The organism is Geothrix rubra, from assembly GCF_030268065.1.
In the GTDB taxonomy this organism is placed as follows: domain Bacteria; phylum Acidobacteriota; class Holophagae; order Holophagales; family Holophagaceae; genus Geothrix; species Geothrix rubra.
The window spans coordinates 140,681-159,413 of the sequence record NZ_BSDD01000002.1; the positions used below are offsets into that span (position 1 = coordinate 140,681).

At 69.3% G+C, this 18,733-nt stretch carries 21 protein-coding genes and 1 tRNA gene; 13 read left to right on the forward strand and 9 right to left on the reverse strand.

Annotation, left to right across the window (positions count from 1 at the left end; genetic code table 11):
• The first annotated feature begins 144 nt into the window (after window positions 1-144).
• From QSJ33_RS05395 to QSJ33_RS05405, 3 genes are all read left to right on the forward strand, one after another.
• Window positions 145-582, forward strand: a complete 438-nt coding sequence (locus tag QSJ33_RS05395) for a putative metalloprotease CJM1_0395 family protein (protein ID WP_285723539.1) — start codon at window positions 145-147, stop codon at window positions 580-582.
• A 78-nt stretch (window positions 583-660) separates the two neighbouring features.
• Window positions 661-1,242 carry a DJ-1/PfpI family protein gene (locus QSJ33_RS05400; protein ID WP_285723540.1) on the forward strand — a complete coding sequence of 194 codons (582 nt, stop codon included), beginning with the start codon at window positions 661-663 and terminating at the stop codon, window positions 1,240-1,242.
• Between the two features lie 407 nt (window positions 1,243-1,649).
• Entirely contained in the window at window positions 1,650-1,829 is a 180-nt protein-coding gene (locus QSJ33_RS05405; protein WP_285723541.1) for a CsbD family protein, read from the forward strand.
• Window positions 1,830-2,482: 653 nt separating this feature from the next.
• On the opposite strand, the gene QSJ33_RS05410 is transcribed toward QSJ33_RS05405, so the two are convergent.
• From QSJ33_RS05410 to QSJ33_RS05435, 6 genes are all read right to left on the reverse strand, one after another.
• Window positions 2,483-2,558, reverse strand: a tRNA-Asn gene (locus QSJ33_RS05410).
• Between the two features lie 58 nt (window positions 2,559-2,616).
• Entirely contained in the window at window positions 2,617-3,201 is a 585-nt protein-coding gene (locus QSJ33_RS05415; protein ID WP_285723542.1) for a GTP-binding protein, read from the reverse strand.
• Between the two features lie 12 nt (window positions 3,202-3,213).
• Complete coding sequence (locus QSJ33_RS05420; RefSeq protein ID WP_285723543.1) at window positions 3,214-3,711, reverse strand: roadblock/LC7 domain-containing protein; 498 nt, start codon at window positions 3,709-3,711, stop codon at window positions 3,214-3,216.
• Between the two features lie 47 nt (window positions 3,712-3,758).
• Window positions 3,759-4,592 (reverse strand): deoxyribose-phosphate aldolase, encoded by an 834-nt coding sequence (gene deoC / locus QSJ33_RS05425; RefSeq protein ID WP_420801381.1) that lies wholly within the window; start codon window positions 4,590-4,592, stop codon window positions 3,759-3,761.
• A 95-nt stretch (window positions 4,593-4,687) separates the two neighbouring features.
• Window positions 4,688-5,365, reverse strand: a complete 678-nt coding sequence (locus QSJ33_RS05430) for a hypothetical protein (protein WP_285723545.1) — start codon at window positions 5,363-5,365, stop codon at window positions 4,688-4,690.
• Between the two features lie 159 nt (window positions 5,366-5,524).
• Window positions 5,525-6,898: a sigma-54-dependent transcriptional regulator gene (locus QSJ33_RS05435; RefSeq protein ID WP_285723546.1), complete on the reverse strand. Its 1,374-nt coding sequence runs from the start codon at window positions 6,896-6,898 to the stop codon at window positions 5,525-5,527.
• A 91-nt stretch (window positions 6,899-6,989) separates the two neighbouring features.
• On the opposite strand from QSJ33_RS05435, the gene QSJ33_RS05440 reads away from it, so the two are divergent.
• From QSJ33_RS05440 to QSJ33_RS05460, 5 genes are all read left to right on the forward strand, one after another.
• On the forward strand, window positions 6,990-7,724 hold the full coding sequence (locus QSJ33_RS05440; RefSeq protein WP_285723547.1) for a DUF4412 domain-containing protein: 735 nt from the start codon (window positions 6,990-6,992) through the stop codon (window positions 7,722-7,724).
• 47 nt (window positions 7,725-7,771) lie between these two features.
• The gene (gene xseB / locus QSJ33_RS05445; RefSeq protein ID WP_285723548.1) at window positions 7,772-8,020 is read left to right on the forward strand and encodes an exodeoxyribonuclease VII small subunit; all 249 of its coding nucleotides are present in this window, start codon (window positions 7,772-7,774) and stop codon (window positions 8,018-8,020) included.
• Complete coding sequence (locus tag QSJ33_RS05450; RefSeq protein WP_285723549.1) at window positions 8,017-8,907, forward strand: polyprenyl synthetase family protein; 891 nt, start codon at window positions 8,017-8,019, stop codon at window positions 8,905-8,907. The genes xseB and QSJ33_RS05450 overlap by 4 nt, the downstream gene beginning before the upstream one ends.
• 8 nt (window positions 8,908-8,915) lie before the next feature.
• On the forward strand, window positions 8,916-10,844 hold the full coding sequence (dxs, locus tag QSJ33_RS05455; protein WP_285723550.1) for a 1-deoxy-D-xylulose-5-phosphate synthase: 1,929 nt from the start codon (window positions 8,916-8,918) through the stop codon (window positions 10,842-10,844).
• 97 nt (window positions 10,845-10,941) lie between these two features.
• Window positions 10,942-11,814, forward strand: coding sequence for a hypothetical protein (locus tag QSJ33_RS05460; protein ID WP_285723551.1), 873 nt, complete (start codon window positions 10,942-10,944; stop codon window positions 11,812-11,814).
• Window positions 11,815-11,820: 6 nt separating this feature from the next.
• On the opposite strand, the gene QSJ33_RS05465 is transcribed toward QSJ33_RS05460, so the two are convergent.
• Window positions 11,821-13,428 carry a bifunctional metallophosphatase/5'-nucleotidase gene (locus tag QSJ33_RS05465; RefSeq protein WP_285723552.1) on the reverse strand — a complete coding sequence of 536 codons (1,608 nt, stop codon included), beginning with the start codon at window positions 13,426-13,428 and terminating at the stop codon, window positions 11,821-11,823.
• Between the two features lie 99 nt (window positions 13,429-13,527).
• On the opposite strand from QSJ33_RS05465, the gene QSJ33_RS05470 reads away from it, so the two are divergent.
• From QSJ33_RS05470 to QSJ33_RS05480, 3 genes are all read left to right on the forward strand, one after another.
• Window positions 13,528-13,992 carry a DUF6941 family protein gene (locus QSJ33_RS05470; RefSeq protein WP_285723553.1) on the forward strand — a complete coding sequence of 155 codons (465 nt, stop codon included), beginning with the start codon at window positions 13,528-13,530 and terminating at the stop codon, window positions 13,990-13,992.
• Window positions 13,993-14,222: 230 nt separating this feature from the next.
• Window positions 14,223-15,221, forward strand: a complete 999-nt coding sequence (locus QSJ33_RS05475) for a ThiF family adenylyltransferase (RefSeq protein ID WP_285723554.1) — start codon at window positions 14,223-14,225, stop codon at window positions 15,219-15,221.
• Complete coding sequence (locus QSJ33_RS05480) at window positions 15,215-15,811, forward strand: non-canonical purine NTP pyrophosphatase (protein ID WP_285723555.1); 597 nt, start codon at window positions 15,215-15,217, stop codon at window positions 15,809-15,811. Before QSJ33_RS05475 ends, QSJ33_RS05480 begins: the two co-directional genes overlap by 7 nt.
• Here QSJ33_RS05480 and QSJ33_RS05485 read toward each other — a convergent pair.
• Window positions 15,808-16,791: a DUF2268 domain-containing putative Zn-dependent protease gene (locus tag QSJ33_RS05485; protein ID WP_285723556.1), complete on the reverse strand. Its 984-nt coding sequence runs from the start codon at window positions 16,789-16,791 to the stop codon at window positions 15,808-15,810. The two genes, QSJ33_RS05480 and QSJ33_RS05485, sit on opposite strands and share 4 nt — an antisense overlap.
• Window positions 16,788-17,624 (reverse strand): peptidoglycan DD-metalloendopeptidase family protein, encoded by an 837-nt coding sequence (locus tag QSJ33_RS05490; protein ID WP_285723557.1) that lies wholly within the window; start codon window positions 17,622-17,624, stop codon window positions 16,788-16,790. Before QSJ33_RS05490 ends, QSJ33_RS05485 begins: the two co-directional genes overlap by 4 nt.
• A 116-nt stretch (window positions 17,625-17,740) precedes the next feature.
• Between QSJ33_RS05490 and QSJ33_RS05495 the strand changes: the two genes are divergently transcribed.
• Both QSJ33_RS05495 and QSJ33_RS05500 read left to right on the forward strand, forming a co-directional pair.
• Entirely contained in the window at window positions 17,741-18,172 is a 432-nt protein-coding gene (locus QSJ33_RS05495; RefSeq protein ID WP_285723558.1) for a MarR family winged helix-turn-helix transcriptional regulator, read from the forward strand.
• A 48-nt stretch (window positions 18,173-18,220) separates the two neighbouring features.
• Window positions 18,221-18,724, forward strand: coding sequence for a hypothetical protein (locus tag QSJ33_RS05500; RefSeq protein WP_285723559.1), 504 nt, complete (start codon window positions 18,221-18,223; stop codon window positions 18,722-18,724).
• Window positions 18,725-18,733 lie beyond the last annotated feature (9 nt).

Here is an 18,733-nt window from a genome sequence, read left to right on the forward strand (position 1 = left end):
CCTGCGGGTCCCCACTCGGGACAGCGCCCCGCGCTGTCCGCTCCTGACCCCCATGGTCGCGAGGGCGCCGAGGTCTACCAGCAGGCCTGATTCCATGGCCCCGGGGCCTTGCCCCCGGGGCCCGCGGCCCCATCCTGTCAGGTGATGCCCATCTCCCCCCTCTCCGGCCCCGCGCCGTCCTCCGCCCCCGGCGGCCAGCCGAGCGCGGCCCAGGCCCGGGAGATCGCGGACCTGAAGGCCCGGGACCAGCGCGTGCGGGCCCATGAGGCGGCCCACCTCACGGCCGCCGGCGGCCTGGCGAGGGGTGGGGCCTCCTACACCTACGAGCGGGGGCCCGACGGCGTCGCCTATGCGGTGGGAGGCGAGGTGGGCATCGACACCAGCCCCGTCCCCGGGAATCCCGCCGCCACCCTGGCCAAGGCCCGGCAGATCCAGGCCGCGGCCATGGCCCCGGCCGATCCCTCCGCCCAGGACCGGAGCGTGGCCTCCGCGGCCGCCGCCCTGGCCGCCCGGGCCCAGCGGGACCTCCAGCGGGTCCAGACCGGGAGGGCCTCCGGGCGCAGCCTGGACGTGGTGGCCTGATTTTCCCCAGCGGGGCAGGCTTGGGGCTAGCATGGGCCCCGGGTCCGGCAAGGGGCCGGCCCCACCCAGGAGGCAGTCATGGCAGGCAAGCGCATCCTCATGCTCGTCGGCGACTTCGGCGAGGACTACGAGATCATGGTTCCCTTCCAGGCCCTGCTGACGGTGGGGCACACCGTCCACGCGGCCTGCCCGGACAAGAAGGCCGGCGAGAGCGTGGCCACGGCCATCCACGACTTCGAGGGCCACCAGACCTACTCCGAGAAGCCCGGCCACCGCTTCACGCTGAACGCCACCTTCGCCGACCTGAAGCCCGAGCAGTACGACGCCCTGGTGATCCCCGGCGGCCGCGCCCCCGAGTACCTGCGCCTGAACCCGCGTGTGCTGGAGATCGTCCGCCACTTCTTCACCGCGAAGAAGCCTGTGGCCGCCATCTGCCACGGGGCCCAGCTCCTGGCCGCCGCGGGCGTGCTGGAGGGCCGCACCTGCTCCGCCTACCCGGCCTGTCGGGTCGAGGTGGAAGTGGCCAAGGGCACGTACGCCGACATCGCCATCGACGGCGCCGTCACCGACGGCAACCTCGTCACCGCCCCCGCCTGGCCCGCCCACCCCGCCTGGATGGCCCAGTTCCTCCAGGTGCTCGGGACCAAGATCAGCCTCTGAGGGGGGGCCGCCGCCACCCCAGGTTCACTGTCCCCGGATCGATCCGACCAGCTTCCCCGCCGAGACGCGCCTTCCCCTGCGAGGCGGCAGGAAACCGGCGGCCGAGGCCCCGACCCGGCCGAAGAAGCGCGTCCGGGAGACCCGAGGTTCCAGACACGAGCGCCAGCGGCCCCTTGGAGGCGAGGGGGAACGACGTCGGACCCAGGCACTGGCTGGAACCTTCCAATTTGACGGAGCGCTCCTCCATCCCGACTGGAATCCCTTTCGGAATGGAGGGGCATTGTATTTTAAACTATTAAAAATAGACAACTTGTGTGCAGGAATGGTTATTGCTCAACTGAGGTGCCGCATCGGCAGGGGCCGGACTCGGTGGATCTCGGTCAACAGCCTTTTTGAGGAGCACGAGGATGAAATCCGGCACGAAGGACAAGATGGAAGGCAAGTATCACGAGGCCAAAGGCAAGATCAAGGAAGTGGCTGGGAAAGTCACCGGCAAATCCGATCTGGAGCATGCCGGGAAGGACGAAAAAACGGCAGGAAAGGTCCAGAACAAGGTCGGCCAGATCAAGACGGTTCTCGGGAAATAGGAACCTGAGCCGTTCGATCTCGGACGGGTCCCACAGACAAAGGATGTGGTTATGAGTCTAGGATTGGTGATTCTCATCGTGGTGCTGGTCTTGATTTTCGGTGGTGGCGGTGGCTACTACTACAGTCGACGGCGGTAGACGTGGATCCCTGTCGCTCGCCGACACCTGATCCACAACTACCCGGCCTTTTTCCAGGCCCCTGACGAATCTCTCCTTTCGGATCGGCGCCAGCCCGTGCGGGGGGCTGAGGGTCCCGCAGGCCGGAGCCAGGGCACGCAGTCGCCGTGCCTGGTTCTCCGGCCTCTGAAGGGGGATTTGAACCCGTTGCCGGCGACCGCTCGCGCTTCTCCCGCTCCGGCAGCGCCTCCGCGCTGCCTCCACGGCGCGCTGGCAGGCCGGCTGCCGCTCGGGGATCCAAATCCGCCCTGCCTCGACCCACACAAGCAAAGGGTCCCGAAGGACCCCTTGCTTGTGCTGGCTCCGGAGGAGGGATTTGAACCCGTTGCCGGCGACCGCTCGCGCTCCTCCCGCTCCGGCAGCGCCTCTGCGCTGCCTCCACGGCGCGCTTGCGGGCCGGCTGCCACTCGGCGATCCAAATCCGCCATGCCTCAACCAGCACAAGCAAAGGGTCCCGAAGGACCCCTTGCTTGTGCTGGCTCCGGAGGAGGGATTTGAACCCCCGACCTAGTGATTAACAGTCACCCGCTCTGACCCCTGAGCTACTCCGGAAAGGGCGAAGGTCCATTCTACCGGAGGCGGTCGCGAATTCAAGCGGGTCGCGGGCGGATCAGGCGCGCTGGAGTTCCATGAGGATCTGCCGGGCGGCGGCCTTGAGGGTCTCGATGACCCCGGTGCCCTGGCTGGCCACGGCTTCGATCATGGGCTCGCCCCGGAAGCGAAGGAGCCGCTCCATCTCGGCCACGGGGGCGGCGGAGGGCATGTCGCGCTTGTTCAGCTGGAGGACGTACGGGATGGAACGGATGTCGAACCCGTTCTCCTTGAGGTTGGTGGCCAGGTTGGCGATGGACTCGATGTTGGCCTCCATCCGGGCCCGCTGGCTGTCGGCCACGAAGATGATGCCGTCGCAACCGCGCAGGATGAGCTTCCGGCTGGCGTCATAGAAGACCTGGCCGGGCACCGTGTAGAGGTGGAAGCGGACCTTGAACCCCTTCACCGTGCCCATGTCCAGGGGCAGGAAGTCGAAGAAGAGGGTCCGGTCGGTCTCGGTGGCGAGGCTGACCAGCTTGCCCTTCTTCTCGGGGTTGGCCTGCTCGTAGATCCACTGGATGTTCGTGGTCTTCCCGCAGAGGCCGGGCCCGTAGTACACGATCTTGCAGTTGATCTCGCGGGACGCGTAGTTGATGAAGGTCATGGACGGCCCCGACTAGTCGCCGAAGAGCCGGTCGATGTCTTCGTCGGTGATCTCGGAGAAGGGGCTTTCGAAGCGGTTGCCGGTGTCCGATTCTTTCTGGGCCCGCTGCTCCACCTGGTCGAAGATCTCCTGCAGTTCCTTGCTGGCCTTCTTCACCCGGAGGCGAACCAGGGCGAGGCTGGAGTTCTGGTCGAAGATGACCACAAGGATGCCCCGCTTGCCCACGATGGAGATGTGGAGGTTGTCCTTCTCCCCCTCGTGGAAGAGCAGGCTGAATTCCTTTTCGCCGATGAGCTTGGCCAGGCCGTCCGTGGCCGCCACGTTGCCGGCGGTGAGGGAGGCGAGGCTGGTGGCGTCGATGCTCTTCACGTCCCCGGCGGCGGCGATCTGCTGGCCGTTCTTGTCCACCAGGAACACCACCTTGGCGGAGGCGTCCTTCTGCAGGCGGCCGATGATCTCCTGGAGGAGCTTGTACTCCTCCTCGAACATGACGAGATCCAGCTTGGCCACGACAACCTCCGGGGGGACTGCTTTCTGGAGGATACCGCAGTTATCGGTCAGTAGGCGCCGGAGCCGGCCCCGCCCCGGGCCACCGCCACGGAGGCCGAGAGGCCCAGCCGGGTGGCCCCGGCGAGCACCATGGCCAGGGCCGCCTCGTAGGTGCGGATCCCGCCGGAGGCCTTGACGCCCATCGCCGTCCCGACCGCGCGACGCATGAGGGCCACGTCCGCTTCCGTCGCCCCGCCGGTGGAGAAGCCCGTGGAGGTCTTCACGAAATCCAGCCCGGCCTCCAGGGCCAGCCCGCAGGCCCGGGCCTTCTCTTCGTCCGTGAGCAGGCAGGTCTCCAGGATCACCTTCAGGGTGGCGGGGGCGGGGACGGCGATCCGGAGCTCCCGGAGGTCCTCCGCGACCCGATCCCACTGCCCGGACTTGACCGGGCCGAGGGCCAGGACCATGTCCACTTCCTGGGCCCCTTCCCGGAGGGCCGTCTCGGCCTCGAAGGCCTTGGCCCGGGCGGAGGCGGCGCCCAGGGGAAATCCGACCACCGTGCAGGTCCGCACCGGGCTGCCCTTCAGGAGGCCGGCCGCGAGGGGCACCCAGACCGGGTTCACGCAGACGGAGGCGAAGCCGTACTGGCGGGCCTCGGCGCAGAGGGCCTCCACCTGGGTCGCTGTCGCCTCGGCCTTGAGCAGGGTGTGGTCGATGAGGGGGGCCAGGTCCCAGGGCCCGGCCGGAGGGCGGCATTCGGAGAGGGGACGGTGGTGGACCCCCTGGTCATCGCGCAGGAGGCACCAGCCCTCGTCGCACCCGAGCAGCTGGGGCCGCGTCCCGGGGGGGGCCTGGAGACGGGCACGGACTTCGGCGGTGAGGTCGAGCAGCAGATCCTTCATGGGATCCATCATGGCTCCACGGGCCTTCCGCGGAAAGGCAGGTACGAGAAAAGCGGGCCGAAGCCCGCTTTTCCGATCACCCGATGAAGGGGTGGTTACTTCTTCTCGGCCTTGGGAGCCTCTTCCTTCTTCTCACCCTTCTTGGCGTGGTGCTTCTTGGCCTTCTTCTCAGCCTTGGGGGCCTCGGCCTTCTTCTCCTCGGCGGTCATGGCCTTCTTCTCGGCCTTCTTGGCCTCCTTCTTCTCGGCCTTCTTCTCGCCCTTCTTGGCTTCCTTCTTCTCGGCCTTCTTCTCCTCGCCGTTCATGGCCTTCTTCTCGGCCTTGGGAGCCTCTTCCTTCTTCTCGGCCTTCTTGGCGTGGTGCTTCTTGGCCTTCTTCTCAGCCTTGGGGGCCTCGGCCTTCTTCTCCTCGGCGGTCATGGCCTTCTTCTCGGCCTTCTTGGCCTCCTTCTTCTCGGCCTTCTTCTCGCCCTTCTTGGCTTCCTTCTTCTCGGCCTTCTTCTCCTCGCCGTTCATGGCCTTCTTCTCGGCCTTGGGGGCCTCTTCCTTCTTCTCGGCCTTCTTGGCGTGGTGCTTCTTGGCCTTCTTCTCAGCCTTGGGGGCCTCGGCCTTCTTCTCCTCGCCGGTCAGGGCCTTCTTCTCGGCCTTCTTGGCGTCCTTCTTCTCGACCTTCTCAACCTTCTCGGCCTTCTTGGGCTCAGGCTTCTTGGTCTCGCCGGCGAAAGCGGGGCTGATCAGCGCAGCGGCGATGAGCAGCAGGGCAAGCTTCTTCATGACGTTCTCCCTGGGGGTATCCGGCACGGCCGGAATCTGGGTCTCATTTAGCAGGATTCAGGCCAATACAAAAGGATTGATAATAAATGACTTGAAATGACGTCTGGGCCCGGATTCAGGTTGCATCCTGCAACCTGTGGCAGCCTGCGACCCCGCCGCCTACTCGCCACCCTCGTGGAATCCGTAGCGCTTGAGCTTCCGGTAGAGGGTGGTGCGGTCCACACCCAGGACCTCGGCGATGCGCTGCTTCTCTCGGTGGCGCCCCACCAGGATCTGGATGTAGCGGCGCTCGAGCTCGTCCAGGGTGGGCCAGTCCTCGATGAGGGCGGGCACCTCCTCGCCGGCCCCCGGCTCCCGGAGGGTCCGCTTGAGGACATCCGCCTGGATCTTCGCGGGGAGGTCATCCACCGTGATCTCCCGGCCCCGGCTGAGCTGGGTGAGGTTCTCCACGGCGTTGGCCAGCTCCCGCACATTCCCCGGCCAGGAATAGGCCTCCAGGACCCGCCGGGCCTCGGGATGCAGGTGGTAGGCCTGCTGGTCCTTCTGGGCGAACTCGGACAGGAAGTGGTCCAGGAGCGGGGAGACGTCCTCCCGGCGCTCGCGCAGGGGCGGCACGGCCAGCTCGACCACGCTCAGCCGGTAGTAGAGGTCCTCCCGGAAGGTGCCGGCCTTGACCATCTGCTGGAGGTCCCGGTTGGTGGCGGCGATGACCCGGGAATCCACCTTGATGGTGCGGGTCCCGCCCACCCGGCGGATCTCCTGCTCCTGGAGCACCCGCAGCAGGCGCACCTGGAAGTTGGGGCTGGTCTCCCCGATCTCGTCCAGGAAGATGGTGCCGCCGGAGGCCTCCTCGAAGAGGCCCGGCTTCTCGCCCACGGCGCCGGTGAAGGAGCCCTTCACATGGCCGAAGAGCTCGGATTCCAGGAGGGTCTCCGTCAGGGCCCCGCAGTTGATGGCCACGAAGGGGCGGTCGCGGCGGTCGCTGGACAGGTGGATGCTGCGGGCGACCAGCTCCTTGCCCGTGCCGCTCTCGCCGGTGATGAGCACGGTCGCTCGGCTGGCCTGGAGGCTGGCGATGGTCTTGTAGACCGCCATCATCTTCGGGCTGGAGCCGATCATCAGGCTGCGCTTCCCCTTGGGGGACGCGGCCCGCTCCGTGGCCTGGCCGCTGGACTGCCGCCGGGCCAGGGCGCGGGTCACGAGGGCCTTCAGCTCCTCGTTGTTCCAGGGCTTGCTGAGGAAGTCGAAGGCGCCTTCCCGCACGGCCTCGATGGCCGTCTCCAGGGTGCCGAATCCGGAGAGGAGGATGGTGTCCACCCCGAGGGGCTTGGCCTCCCGCAGGAGGTCCAGGCCGTCCTTCTTGGCCTCCAGGTTGATGTCCGACAGCAGCAGGTCGAAGGGTTCCTTGTGCAGGAGCTCGATGGCCCGGTCTGGCTGGGTGGCCTTGACCACCTCCAGGCCCAGGGTCTCCAGGAGCTCCTCCAGGAACTCGCAGGTCTCCTTGCTGTCGTCCACCACCAGCACCCGGGCCATGGCGCCTCCCGGGATGAAGGTATCCCAAACAGGGCTTCCGGCCGAAGCGCGGCAAGCGTATGCTTCGGAGCACCTATCCCGGAGAATTCCCATGCGAAGGCTTACGCTTGTTGCCCTTTCGGCCATCCTGGCCGGCTTCAGCCTCCTCGGAGGCGACCTCACCATCACGTCCCACGTCACCGGAAAGGGCCGATTCGCCAAGGAAGGCACCCAGGTCCAGTACGTCGACGCCACCCGGATGCGGATGAACCAGGAGGGCGCCCGGACCGACACCCTGGTGGACTACGGCCACGAGGTGTTCTACACCATCGACCACACCAAGAAGGTGGTCACCAAGGTCACCTTCAAGGACATGCAGGAGGCCATGCAGGCCATGGAGGACCAGATGGCCGCCATGCCCGAGATGGTGACCCGCATGATGTTCGGCGACACCACCGAGGTGAAGGTGGAACAACTCGGCGCCGACAGCGTCCTGGGCCGCCCCTGCCGGAAGGTCCGCGTCAGCATCGGCAAGATGGTCGAGGAGCTGAGCCTGGATCCCTCGCTCCAGTTCCCCATCCGGGACTACGCCAAGGCCATGAGCATGATGAACCGCATGCCCGGCGGCATGGGTGCCATGTTCAAGCGCCTCTACCAGGCCATCGGCCAGCTCAAGGGCGTGCCCCTGCGCACCCACGTGACGGGCCTCATGGGGATGGACATGACCACCGAGGCCACGGCCGTCTCCACGGCCCCCATCCCCGGCAGCGTCTGGGCCCTGCCCGCCGGCTACAAGGAAGTGGATGGCGGCAAGGAGATGAAGGAGAGCATGAAGGGCCGCCACTAGGTAGACTGGACGGGGCCCTTCACGGGCCCCTTCCGTTCGGACGCCCCATGAGCCCCCAGCCCGCCCAGCCCTCCTTCGACGACGGCCTCGACCGGCTGGAGGCCCTGGTGCAGCAGCTGGAAACGGGAAGCCTCAGCCTGGAGGAGGCCCTGGCCCGCTTCGAGGAGGGGGTCCAGCTCAGCCAGTCCCTGCAGCAGCAGCTGGCGGAGGCCCAGCGCAAGGTGGAGGTCCTCAAGGCCGGCCTGGGCGGCGAGTACCGGGCCGAGCCCCTGGATCCCGGCAAGGGGGCCCTGTGAGCGGAGGGGCCGCCAGCCGGGTCCAGGCGGACCTGGCGCGGCTGCTCCCCCTGCTGGACGCCCGGCTCACCGCCCCCTTCCAGGCGGGCGAGGCCCGGCGGCTGGCCGAAGCCATGCGCTACAGCCTGGAGGCCGGCGGCAAGCGGGTGCGCCCCGTGCTCTGCCTCCTGGCCGCGGAGGCGGTGGGCGGGCAGGCGGAGGAAGCCCTGTCCGGGGCCCTGGCCCTGGAGTACGTCCATACCTACTCCCTCATCCACGACGACCTCCCGGCCATGGACGACGACGATCTGCGCCGGGGCCGCCCCACGAATCACAAGGTCTTCGGCGAGGGCCACGCCATCCTGGCCGGGGACGGCCTGCTCACGGCGGCCTTCGGCGTGCTCGCCGCGGGCCCCGGCGATCCCGCCACCCGGCTGGAGGCCACCTCCCTCCTGGCCGAGGCCGCGGGCTGGCGGGGCATGGTGGGCGGGCAGGCCCTGGACCTGGAGGGCGAGACCCTCGAGCACTACGACCTGGACCACCTCCGGCTCATCCACCGCCTCAAGACCGGGGCCCTGCTGCGCGCCGCCCTGGAGATGGGCGCGGTCCTGGGCGGGGCCGGGCCCGCTGAACGCCAGGCCCTCCGGGCCTACGGCGAGGCCATCGGCCTGGCCTTCCAGATCCAGGACGACATCCTGGACGCCACCGCCACGGAGGCGGACCTGGGCAAGCGGGCCGGGAAGGACGCCGGCAGGGGTAAGATCACCTACCCGTCCCTCCTGGGCCTGGACGGCGCCCGCAGGGCCCTGGAGGAGGCGACCGAGACCGCCCTATGCCGACTAGCATCCCTTCCCAACCGGACTTCCCTGGAAGCCTGGGCCCGGTACTTGGCCCAGCGCGGGAAGTAGGGCGAACCATGACCGAACCCGCGAGCCCCTATCCCCTGCTGGACTCCCTGTCCGCCCCCCAGCAGATCCGCCACTTCACCCCCGCCCAGCTGGAGCAGCTGGCCGCGGAGGTGCGCGCCTTCCTCATCGCCTCGGTCTCCGAGACGGGCGGGCACTTCAGCTCGAACCTCGGCACCGTGGAGCTGACGGTGGCCCTCTTCCACCACTTCGACTTCCTGCAGGACCGGATCGTCTGGGACGTGGGCCACCAGGCCTATCCCCACAAGATCCTCACGGGCCGCAAGGGCCGCTTCCCCACCCTGCGCATGCACCACGGCCTGTCGGGCTTCCTCAAGCGGGACGAAAGCCCCTACGACCACTTCGGCGCCGGCCACGCCAGCACCAGCATCTCCGCGGTGCTGGGCATGGCGAAGGCCCGGGACCTGCAGAAGCAGGACCACGCCTGCATCGCCGTCATCGGGGACGGGTCCATGACCGCCGGCATGGCGTTCGAGGGCCTGAACCAGGCCGGCTACCTGGCCACGAAGAACTTCCTCGTGATCCTCAACGACAACGACATGAGCATCAACCCCAACGTGGGCTCGCTGCAGGGGTACCTGAACCAGATCATGTCGGGCCAGTACTACCACCGCTGGCGGGACCGCATCGAGCACGCCATCAAGGCCATCCCCCTGGAGGGCCTCAGCAAGGGCGTGGCCAAGGCCGCCAAGTGGAGCGAGGAGAGCTTCAAGCGGCTCATGGTGCCGGGGCTGCTCTTCGAGGACCTGGGTTTCCGCTACATGGGCCCCGTGAACGGACACGACGTGAACGCCGTCTCCAAGGCCCTGACCGAAGCCAAGGAGAAGATGAAGGACGGCCCCGTGCTGCTGCACGTGCAGACCAAGAAGGGCTACGGCTACGCCCCGGCCGTGGAGGATCCCCTCAAGTGGCACGGCGTCACCGCCTTCGACGCGGAGGCCGGCGAGATCATCAAGGTGGTCTCCGATCCCGCGAAGCCCGCGCCCCCGAGCTACACCTCGATCTTCGGCAAGGCCCTGGTGGAGCTGGCGAAGACGGACGGGAAGATCGTGGGCATCACCGCCGCCATGCTGGACGGCACGGGGATGAACCTCTTCCAGAAGGCCTTCCCGGACCGCTGCTTCGACGTGGGCATCGCCGAGCAGCACGCCGTGACCTTCGCGGCGGGGCTCGCGGCCCAGGGCATGCGGCCCGTGGCGGCCATCTACTCCACCTTCCTGCAGCGGGGCTTCGACCAGGTGGCCCACGACGTCTGCATCCAGGACCTGCCCGTGACCTTCGCCCTGGACCGCGGCGGCATCGTGGGGGCCGACGGGCCCACCCACCATGGCCTCTACGACATGGCCTACCTGCGCTGCCTGCCCAACATCGTCCTCATGGCCCCCAAGGACGAGAACGAGCTCCGGCGCATGCTCATGACCGCCCTCTACTGCGGCCACCCGGCGGCCCTGCGCTACCCCCGGGGCAGCGGCCTGGGCGTGCCCCTGGAGGAGCCCATCACCGCCCTGGCCGTGGGCAAGGGCGAGCTGCTGCGCGAGGGCTCGGACCTGCTCCTCTGCGCCGTCGGCTCCATGGTGGAGCCGGCCCTGCGCACCGCCGAGGCCCTGGCGGCGGAAGGCATCTCCTGCGCCGTGATCAACGCCCGCTTCATCAAGCCCCTCGATGCCGACCTGATCCACGCCTGGGCGCGCCCCTGCCGGGCGGTGGTGACCCTGGAGGAGGGCTGTGCGCCCGGCGGCTTCGGGGCCGCCGTGGCCGAGTCCCTGGCGGATGGCGGGCTGGCACGCCCCCTGCTGCGCTGCGCGGTACCTGACCATCTGGTCCACCATGGCGACCCCAAGCGGCTGCTGGAGGAGGAGGGCCTGGACCCTGCCAGCCTGCTGCGACGGATCCGGGAATTCCACGGCACGCTCAAGTAAAACCTTGCGCGTGGGGCGGGAAATTCCTAAGGTTTCAGCTAACCCAGATTCCGTTTCCAGGCTGAGGAGTTCCGTGAGGCTTCACCCGAGTCGTACCTTGACCTTCTGCGCCCTGGCCGTAGCCACCGTCCTGCTCCCCGCCCAGGGATGGGATGCCGCCACCCAGGCCCAGGGGTGGGCGCGCCAGGACAAGGACGATTCCTTCACCTTCTATGATCCCGGCGCGAAGGTCCTGCACACCTGGATGCGCGACGGCGGCGAGATCCGCACCGTTCCCCTGGGCCGGCTGGAGAGCGCCCCCTCCAAGTGGATCATCGATCCCCGCGGCAACGCCTGGGTGGTGGACGGCACGACCCTCACCCAGGTGGAGCCCAACGGCCGCATCGCGAAAAACATCCGGCTTCCCGCCGAGGTGGGCAGCGTCTGCTGGGACACCAAGGGCTTCATCCTCTCCTACAAGACCCAGGAGCCCTATCTGGAGAAGCGCCGGTACGCCGAGGGGGACACCCTCTGGACCTTCGGCGCCAAGCCCGGCAACAAGGAGGCGCTCTCCAATCGGAACCTCCATCCCCTGCTGATGGACGACCTCGATCACATCCTGCTGGGGAACGGGAACGACCTGAACCTCAGCCTGATCAACTCGGACTCGGGCAAGAAGGAGGGGGAGACGAGCTTCAAGCTCGGCAAGGACGCCGCGCCCGCCTTCGCCGGGGGTTCCCTGGACCGCGGACCGCTCTGCCTCTGGAGCGGGAAGAACGTCGCCTTCGCCTCGCTGAAGGCCGCGGATCTTCCGACCGCCGTGCGGGGCACGCTGCAGGGCCAGGTCCTCGCCCGCATCGACCTCACCTCCTCCACCGTGGAGTTCCTCCCCACGGGGCTCCAGGACGATCACCTGCTGGTGGGCATCCTCGACGGCCAGGCCGTGTTCGTGAACCCCAAGGGCGGGCTGCTGCTGGTGGCCGTGAAGTAGGACCTGCTACTTCGCCGGGGCCAGCAGGCGTTCCCGGTCCAGGTAGGGGATGGTGCGCCAGTTGTCCACCGCGGCCAGCGAGAGGCTGGGCCGGGAGAGGACGTACTCCAGCAGGAGGTTCCGCTGGAACGCCTTCGTCACCAGGTCCGGCTGGCCCTTGAAGCCGATGGCCGCCATGTAGCCGCCGCCCCCCCTCAGCCGGTAGGTGCTGAGGGCCAGGGTGAACACCTGGTCCGGCGCCACGGGCCGGCCCTGGTAGCGGAGGCCCACCACGCGGCTGCCCACGGGCTTGCCCAGGTCCAGGGCATAGGCCACGCCGTCCACCGTGTCCACGTTGTAGAAGGGCATCTCGCGGTTGAAGAGGTCCGGCTGCCAGCTGAAGTGGTAGGCCGTCGCCGCGTGCTCCAGGTAGAGCCGCAGCTGGGCCCCCGTGATGCGGATGCGGGCCACCCGGTTGTCGAAGGGCAGCAGGGCGTAGAACTGGCGGACGCTGGTGGGTCCCTTCGGGATGAAGATCCCCGGATCCGCGCAGGCGGCGGCGGAGAGCTGGGCCCCCGTGGCCTGGCGCTGGACCTGGTGGATCAGCTGGGCCAGGGGCGTGTCCTCCATGCGGCCCCAGCGGCCGTCCAGGTCCGTCTGCAGGGTGGTGGCCGGGGTATCCAGGTAGCGGGTCGTGGCCGCCCGCAGGTCCGCGGTGAGGCGCAGGACCTCCGCATCCAGCGGGGTGTCGCTCTCCGGGCGCAGCAGGCGGCCGCGGGCGGAGCGCACATGCCAGTGGTCCCCCTCCTTCTGCAGGTCCAGGTCCACGGCGGCCAGCGCCCGGCCGAAGCACTGGGCCTGGAGGATGGGCACCCCCTTGTGCTCCGTCTGGACGGCCTGGTGGGTGTGGCCGGTGAAGATGGCGTCCAGGCCCGGCACCTGGTCCGCCAGGCGCAGGGCCTCGTTCTCGTCACCCTCGCGACCGTCCACGGCGCCCAGCCCCGAATGGAGCAGGGCCACCACCACGTCCGCCTTCTCCTGGGCCTTGAGGCGGGGGACCAGGGCCCGGGCGGTGGCCACGATGTCCCGGAAGCGCAGGCCGGGATAGTTCTCCGGCTCCTCCATCCGCGGGATGGCCGGCGTGGTGAAGCCCAGGATCAGGATCCGGACGCCCCCCACGGTCACGAGGGTCGAGGCGGGGAACGCCCCGCGGCCGTCGGCGTCCACGGTGTTGGCCGACAGGAAGGGGAACTTCGCCTCCTTCTCCGCGCCGCGCAGCACGTCCATCCCGAAATTGAACTCGTGGTTGCCCACCGCCATGGCGGCGTAGCCCAGGGCGTTCATGACGGCGATGCTCGGCTCGGGCAGGTCGCGCCGGAGGACGTTGTGGACGTAGTTGATGGGTTCGCCCTGGATGGTGTCGCCGCAGTCCACCAGGAGCGTGTTGGGATTTTCCGCCTGCTGGCGGCGGATGAGGGTGGCGATCTTGGCCCAGCCCTGGTTCGCGGGCTGGAGGCTGTAGGTATCCTCGGCCATCACGTGGCCGTGCATGTCGGTGGTGCCAAGGATCTGAATCCGTACGTCTTGGGCCTGGAGCCCCACCGTGATCAACAGGATTCCCAGCCAGCGCCGCATGCCGCCTCCGTGTCCCCCGCCATACCGATGGTTGGAAGGGGCCTCGTTCAAGGGTAAACTGGCCCCTCAACCCAGGATGCCCCCTCTTTCGGAGCCCCCATGCAAGAAGTCCAGATCAAGGCCCCCAAGCACGAATTCACGCTGCTCTGCGACGACATCCGCCAGGAGATGGGCGGCAAGACCTCGCTGATGGGCCTGTACGACCATCACATCGTGGTGCCCCAGGTGCCCTTCACCCTGCCCAAGGTGTGCTTCTACACCCGCTTCTCCCGCATGGACGGCCAGTTCAAGTTCGGCTTCTCCATCGTCAGTCCCACCGGTGACCGCAAGGACGTGATCCGCGACAGCGACGTCCAGATCCCCGACGGCGCCAAGGAGGGCACTTTCAACGTCATCGCCAGCCCCTTCGAGGTGAGCGGCGAGGGCGTCTACGAGGTGATCATCGCCCTCACCAAGGGCGCCGATCGCTTCGAGTACGTCTACAAGTTCGCCATCAGCGACGCCAGCCGCCTCCAGGCCGAGTACGAGAAGGCCATGGCCGAGGCCAACCAGGGCGGGAACTAGTCCTCAGTCTTCATCGGGCGGCGCATGCGCCGCCCGATGTCTAGGGTCAGTGCGGCGCCCCGACGGGGCGCCGTTGCTTTTAGACTGAAGCATGAAGACGGAGGCCTGAAGACCCCATGTCCACCGACCGCTACGCCAAGCAGCGCCTTTTTCTCGGTATCGCCGCCGGCGATACGCGAGACCTCTCGCGTTCAGCCGTACGGTCAGCCTCCTAAGCAGGGGACACGATCATGGATCGCTACGCCAAGCAGCGCCTTTTTCTCGGCCGGGAGGCCGACGGGGCGCTGCGCACGAAGCGAGTCGCCGTGCTGGGCCTCGGGGCCCTGGGCTCGGTCATCGCCCCCTGGCTGGCCCGGGCCGGGGTGGGGCACCTCACGCTCATCGACCGGGACCTGGTGGAAGCCAGCAACCTCCAGCGCCAGCTCCTCTACGGGGAGGCCGACCTGGGTCGGCCCAAGGCGGAGGTGGCCGCGCAGCGGCTGGCCGAGGCCAATTCGACGATCGACCTGCGCCCCGTGGTGGCCGACCTCACCAGCGGCAACGCCCGGGAACTCCTTTCGGGCTTCGACCTCATCTGCGACGGCACGGACAACTTCGAGGCCCGCTTCCTCATCAACGACGTGGCCATCCTCACGGGCACGCCCTGGATCTACGCCGGGGCCATCGGCGGCGAGGGGCTGGTGTGGCCCCTGAATCCGCCGCGGACGCCCTGCCTCCGCTGCCTCCTCGAGGAGCCCCCCGCCGGCGGCGATGTGGATACCTGTGACAGCGCCGGGGTGCTGGGCCCCGCCGTCGGCGTCATCGGCAGCTGGGCGGCCCTGGAGGCGCTCAAGATCCTCACGGGGAGGGCCCCCCACGCCGACCTCGCGCGGTTCGACTTCTGGGAGGACGAGCGGCAGTTCCTGAGCCCGCCGAGGACACGCTGCCGCTTCTGCACGGAACGGATCACGGAGTTCCTGGACGCCCGCTGGTCCCTCAAGGCCAGCCCCCTCTGCGGCCTGGAGGGCGTGCAGATCCGCGTGAACCCGCCCGCCAGGCTCGATCTGGACGCCCTGAAGACGAGGCTGGAGCTCCGCACCCGCGGCCCCTGGAAGCGGGCCGGGCTGATGCTGAAGGGCCAGGAGGGCCCCGACGAGATCACCCTCTTCGCCGACGGCCGCGCCCTCGTCCATGGCCCCATGAGCCCCGAGCGCGCCCGCAGCTGGTACACCGAGGTCGTGGGGTGCTGAAGCTCCTCCTGGCCTCCTCCAACCCCGGCAAGCTGGCGGAGTTCCACCAGCTCCTCCCCGGTGTGGACCTGCTTCCCTGGCCCGCGGATGCGCCCCCTCTGCCCGAGACCGGCGCCTTCTTCTCGGACAACGCCCTGCAGAAGGCGGAGGCGGCGCGGGCCTGGTGGCGGGCCCACGGCACCACCCCCGTGGACGGCGTCCTGGCGGACGACTCGGGCCTCTGCGTGGACGCGCTGTGGGGCGGACCCGGCGTGCTTTCCGCCCGCTTCGCGCCGGACCTTCCCTCCTACCACGAGAAGAACCTCCGCCTGCTGGCCATGCTCCCCGCCGGGGCGGACCGCAGCACCCGGTTCGTCTGCGTGCTGGCCTTTGCGCCGATGAAGGGGGATGCCTTCACCGTGGGTGGCGCCGTGGAGGGCACCCTGGCCTTCACCCCCCGCGGCGACCACGGCTTCGGCTACGACCCCATCTTCATCCCCGACGGCTACGACCGCACCTTCGGCGAGCTGCCCGCCGAGGTGAAGCACACCCTCAGCCACCGGGCCCGGGCCTGCGCGGCGCTTCGCCAACGCCTGGGCGGGAGGCCCTAGGGCACCTGCGGGCCTCCGGCGAGGAACCGCAGCGCCCCGCGGGCCTCCGCCTGCGCCTGGACCGGAGACCACGAGGCCATCTCCTGGAGGGGGTGGATCTGCCCCAGATGACGGACCACCTGGAGCCCCAGCCAGTAGCCGGCCCGGTCCGGCAGCCCGTCCCGGGATCCCTTGGGCGAGGCGTTGAACCAGCGTCGGAAGGCCTCGCGGTGGGCAGGATCGATCGCCGGCCGGTCCGCGTCCGCCAGGAACCGCCGGGCGATCTCCGGCAGGCGGGCCGCCGGCAGCGCGCCCAAGTCGTCCTGGAGCAGCAGCTGCCCCTCAGTTCGGCCGGGCGCGAGGGCCGCGCTGACCTGGGTGGCGAGGCCCTCCGCGAAGAGGGGCAGCAGCAGCGTAGCGCCCGGCATCACCCCGTCGTTCAGGACCCCCGCATGGGTGGCGTGGAAGAGGTGGAACAGCTCGTGGGGCAGGAGGATGTCCAGATCCGCATGCTCGAGGACGAGGGAGTCCACCGCGAGCAGCAGCACGGGCGTGCCGTCCGCGAGGAGGCCGCTCTTGGCATCGAAGTCCGGGGCCAGCACCACCCGGATCGCGGGGTGCGCTGTCGCTTCCGGGAACAGGGCGCGGAGCCGTCCGGCCTGCCCGGGCAGCGCCGAAGCCAGGGCCTCCGCGGCCGCAGGGATCTGCCCGGCGATGCGATCGTAGGCCGCGAATCGCGCCCGGAGCAGGCGCATCTTCCGCGAGCGCCAGTCGGGATGGTCCCGAGCCTCCCAGACAGCCGCCTCGTAGAGTGCCTGCCGGGGCTGTTCCACCAGCTGGTCCCAGAGCCGGAGCTGGATCTCGAAAGGTTGCCCCTGGGCCCGGGACCAGAATGCCTCGAAGGCCGTCGCCGGGGCCGCGGCGGGATCGCCCGCCAGGGCCGGGCTTCCGGCAAGGAGGCCCGTGGCGAACCCGATGAGGATCGGCGTCCCTCGGATCACGGGCGGCTCCCCAGGAAGAGCCTCGGGTCCACCCGGGCGTCGTTGAGGCTCAGGGACCAGTGCAGGTGCGGCCCGGAGGCCCGGCCCGTCCGGCCCACCTCGCCCACCAGGTCGCCGGCCTTCACGACCTGCCCCTCCTTCACCTCGATCTTCGAGAGGTGGCAGAGCAGGCTGACCACGCCCTCGCCGTGGGCGATGAAGACCGCGTTCCCGCTGAAGAAGAAATCCCCGGTGAGCACCACGACGCCGGCGGCCGGCGCCCGCACGGCCTGGCCCTGGGGCGCCCGGATATCGAGGCCTGCGTGGGGGGAGCGGGGCTCGCCGTTGAAGATCCGGCGCAGGCCGAAGGAGGCCGTGAGGTCCCCCGGCGTGGGCCGCCGGAAGACGAGGGAGGGAACGAGTCCCTCGGGCCGGGCCTTCCAGGCCGGGCCGATGCGCAGACGCTCCCGGGCGATGCGGGCCTCCTCCTCCGGACCGGGAGTCACCAGGCGGGGGTCGGCCACATGCACGCGCTGGATCGGGTAGCGCTTGGGGCGGATGGTGAAGGCCACGGTGCGGCCATCCGCCTCGAGGGCGTCGGGCCCGGGCTTCGCGTCGAGGGGGATGCCCACGATGGCGACCCACCCGCGCCCGACCTGGCGCGACAGCAGGGGCTGGCCATGGTAGGTGGCCTCGCCGGGCCTTCCGCCCGGAAGGGGCACCACCGCCACGCCGCCGGGCACCGGGGAAGGCCTGAAGGGCAGCGCCTCCGGCCGCGAGGCGCGGGCCACCGGCCCTGCGGCGAGGAACAGGGCCGCAAAGGCAGGGATGACGGCACGCGGGATCCGGAGCATCCGGGTTCCTCCAGGAAGGGGATCCAGGATAGCGGGCCACCGCGCCGGGAGGTGGTTGACAGCGGAAGGCGGAGGATACATATTTATTTCGAATTCGTACTATTCGGAGTCGTATCATGTCCCTCGACCTCATCCTCCAGCTCCACCGCGCCACCCACCGGGTGGGCCTCTTCCTTGCCGCCTGGGAACCACCTCTGGGAGTGAACCAGGCCGAAGCCCACATCCTGGCCTTCCTGGCCCAGGCCGGGCCGAGCCCCATCGGCGCGGTGCACCGCGCCTTTGCCCACAAGCGGTCCACCCTCACGGGCGTGCTGGACCGGCTGGAGGGCAAGGGCTGGATCGCCCGGGAACCCCACCCCGACGACCGACGCTCCACGCTGCTCCGCCTCACTCCCAAGGGCGTGAAGCAGGCCGCCAAGGTGAAGGCGGCCATGACCGCCCTGGGCGACGCCCTGGCCGAGGAGCTGTCCCCTCACGCCCTGGCCGCCACGGCCCGCTGCCTGGAGGCCCTGGAGCACGCCGCCGAGCGCGCCGGCGGCGGCGACTGACCCCCCCTTCCCACCCTGCAGCGCCTCCCATGGAGGCCCGGAGACCCCATGCCCATCGCGACCCCGCCCGCCCACCAGGCCCCGCAACCTGCGCCTCCCTTCAAGGCTCGCACGCGATCGTTCGAGTACGCGCAGCATCTGGCGGCCCGCCCCGTCGACGTGATGCCTTTCCTCACGGCCACGGGCGAGCGGGCCTGGGCGAAGGGCTGGAACCCCTCGGTGCTCCTTCCCGAATCCGGGCCCGAAGGCGAGGGGGCCGTGTTCACCACGCCGCACACCTGGTGGGTCTGCACGGAGTTCTCCGCTCCGGAGAACGGCCGCCCCGCCCGGATCACCTACGCCCACTTCACCCCGGGCCGGGACCTCACCACGATCCACATCACCCTGGCCCCGGAGGGCGAGGGCGGCACCCTGGCCCGCGTCCGCTACGCCTGGACCGGCCTCTCCGGCGAGGGCAACGCCTTCGTCGAGGGCCAGACCGCCGCCGGCTTCGAACAGGACATGCGGGAATGGGAGGCGGATCTCAACGCGACCCTGCGCCAGCGGAAGTGAACCTCCCGC